At 43.9% G+C, this 2485-nt stretch carries 2 protein-coding genes; both read left to right on the top strand.

Annotated features, from left to right (window positions below; all coding sequences use genetic code 11):
• The coding region (locus H6S82_RS28535; protein WP_191057127.1) for a radical SAM protein at positions 1–1523 on the top strand (1523 nt) is incomplete at its 5' end.
• Between the two features lie 273 nt (positions 1524–1796).
• Positions 1797–2252: a hypothetical protein gene (locus H6S82_RS28530; RefSeq protein ID WP_190473421.1), complete on the top strand. Its 456-nt coding sequence runs from the start codon at positions 1797–1799 to the stop codon at positions 2250–2252.
• Positions 2253–2485 lie beyond the last annotated feature (233 nt).

The raw sequence follows: 2485 nt of genomic DNA, 5'->3' as shown, positions 1-2485 counted from the left end.
CTAATGAGTACAGTGTTGGGATCGCCAGTCTGGGGTATCAAATTATCTGGGCAACTTTGGCAATGCGTTCGGATGTTGAGGTAAGTCGCCTATTTACGGATACTCGCGAACGGTTGCCCAGAAATGCTGAGTTAGTGGGTTTTTCTCTATCTTGGGAATTGGATTATGTAAATATCCTGAGTTTGTTGGAATTGCTAGAAATTCCGCTGCGATCGCTTGTGCGCGGCAACGAAGATCCGTTAATATTTGGTGGCGGCCCGGTGCTGACTGCCAACCCAGAACCATTTGCGGAATTTTTCGATATTATTTTGTTGGGCGATGGGGAAATTTTGCTGGGCAATTTTATTGAAGCATACAAAGAAGTTCGCAATGCAGATCGGCAAACTCAACTGCGACGGTTGGCACAAGTTCCCGGTATCTATGTTCCCAGTTTATACGCAGTGAGTTATGAGGATGCTACTGGTGCGATCGCATCTATTCAACCAATAGATACAGAAATTCCGAAGACTGTAGAAAAACAGACTTACCGCAGCAATACTTTGTCTGCTTCAACTGTAGTTACGGAGAAAGCTGCTTGGGAAAATATCTACATGGTGGAGGTAGTACGCAGTTGTCCGGAAATGTGTCGCTTCTGTTTGGCAAGTTATCTAACATTGCCTTTTCGGACGGCAAGTTTGTCAGATTCGCTGATTCCGGCGATCGATCGCGGTTTGGCAGTAACGGATAGATTGGGATTGCTGGGTGCGTCTGTAACGCAACATCCAGAATTTGAAAATTTGTTGGATTACCTCAGTCAATCCAAGTTCGATCGCGTTCGTCTCAGTATCGCTTCCGTGCGGACAAATACCGTAACTCAAAAGTTAGCAGAAACTTTGGCAAAACGCGATACTCGTTCGATTACAATTGCTGTAGAAAGCGGTTCGGAAAGATTGCGGCAAATCATCAACAAAAAGTTGCACAATGATGAGATTATCCAAGCGGCGGTGAATGCCAAAACTGGTGGATTGAAGGGAATCAAACTTTACGGAATGGTGGGTATTCCGGGTGAAGAACCTGCTGATTTAGATGCAACTGTGACGATGATGCGGGAAATCAAAAAAGCTACCCCCGGTTTGCGTTTGACGCTGGGATGCAGTACGTTTGTGCCGAAAGCGCATACGCCGTTTCAGTGGTTTGGGGTAAATCCGGAAGCAGAAAAGCGGTTAAAATTTTTGGAGAAACAACTGAAACCGCAAGGGATAGAGTTTCGACCGGAAAGTTATAAGGATTCGCTGATTCAGGCGTTGCTATCGAGGGGCGATCGCCGCTTATCTCATTTGTTAGAATTAACGCGGCACTATGGCGATTCTCTGGGTAGTTATCGACGTGCGTTTAAAGAACTGAAAGGAAAGCAACCGGATATGGATTACTACGTCGGCGCTAACTGGTCAATTGAGAAAGTATTGCCTTGGACTCACTTGCAAGGGCCACTTCCCCAGGCAACGCTGCAAAAGCATTTAGCTGCGGCAACTAGCTTATTTTAGCTAATACGGCATTTTTGCGCGATAATGGCAGAAGAGGGGTAATAAGAGCGGATGAGGTATCCTTCGCTCTATGCCTGATGACCTCCTCTTCTTTGCTTGGATGGAAAAGCCACAGACAACAGGCTTTTTGGCAAAATACCTTCAATGGGTGAACTACAGGAATAAAGGATGTGTTGATCTGTAAGTAGATACAACATCAAGCTAGCTTAGATAGGTGAAATCAACTCAGGACAGCCATTGCTAGACATATACTATCTTGGAGTAAATTAACCCGTGAAAGTCAGAAATTCTCAACAGCTTTATCCACAAGCATTGCAGTTGTTTGCGATCGCGATCGGTGCGTCTTTATGCTTAGCACCGTTGGCAGAAGCTGTTAGCTTTAATGGTTCCAAAGATAACATACAAGCACCCACAAGTTTATCGAACTCTCAGAGCATCGAAATAGCGCAAGCGGCAGTTTGTCCGCAAAACAGCGGTGGTAGTTTGTTCGTCGCTGCGGAAACCAGAAACTTTCTGGTATATATTTGTGGAGGCGACCTACCAAATACTTACGTCGGCGTTGCCAAAAATGGAACTACAGGTAGTATTTCTCTGCCGTTGCAAAGCTACACTAGAGACCGATTTGTAGCTGTTAATAGAAATACTCGTTATACCCTTACTCGGAATGAGCTAATAGTTTCTCAAAATGGTCGAGTAGTTCGCAGAGAACCGGCAACTTGGAGAAGATAATGTAGTAGTTTTTCCCTGGTAAGAGAGCGAGAATAAATTAACATTCGGTAGTATTATAACCCGTTTTCTGATAGAAAGCGGGTTTTTCATATTGACGATCTAAAAATTACTTAACGTCTAGCTTATCACACAATTTTTAAAAGCGCCTCACCCTATAAGTGGTAAATTTTATAGCTAAATGGTAGCAGCAAAATAGGTATTATTTACATCCGAATTTTTACGGAAAACCTTTG

The sequence above is a fragment of the Planktothrix sp. FACHB-1355 genome, assembly GCF_014748295.1.
In the GTDB taxonomy this organism is placed as follows: Bacteria; Cyanobacteriota; Cyanobacteriia; order Cyanobacteriales; family Aerosakkonemataceae; genus Aerosakkonema; species Aerosakkonema funiforme_A.
The sequence above is the reverse complement of the archived record's forward strand: the minus strand, read 5'-3'. Positions and strand labels throughout refer to the sequence as shown.